Origin of the sequence: Pseudoalteromonas sp. c7(2019), from assembly GCF_011378625.1 — a bacterium.
Lineage (GTDB): Bacteria > Pseudomonadota > Gammaproteobacteria > Enterobacterales > Alteromonadaceae > Pseudoalteromonas > Pseudoalteromonas arctica.
In genome coordinates this window covers 1-312 of sequence record NZ_WTKS01000142.1, presented here as the reverse complement: position 1 = coordinate 312, position 312 = coordinate 1, and the positions used below count along the sequence as shown (strand labels likewise).

Below are 312 nucleotides of genomic sequence, written 5' to 3'. Positions count from 1 at the left end.
CAAGTTTGCATAAACACTCGCTGGTGCGCTTGCTAACCATTGATTAAGAAACTCAGTCGCAGTTTTCGGGTCATCTATTTTGTAAAAGTTATAAAGTTCAACAGCAATTTCTTCCTGCTTACTTTTATTCCACTCATTTTTTAATAACTGTTCCGCTTTGACTTTATCTTTTTGCGCAACAGCAAGCTGAGACTGTAAAATAACCACTTGATAATCATTTGGTAATATAGAGTTGATTTGCTTCAACACTTTATCTGCTTCAAGATATTGCCCTGCAAGGGTTTCAATACTCGCTAAACGCATTAAGAATAA

The 312-nt window shown here is 35.6% G+C and carries 1 protein-coding gene; it reads right to left on the bottom strand.

Annotation, left to right across the window (positions count from 1 at the left end; translation table 11 throughout):
• A partial coding sequence (locus GQR38_RS20340; protein ID WP_165738092.1) for a hypothetical protein occupies positions 1-312 on the bottom strand: 312 nt, incomplete at both ends.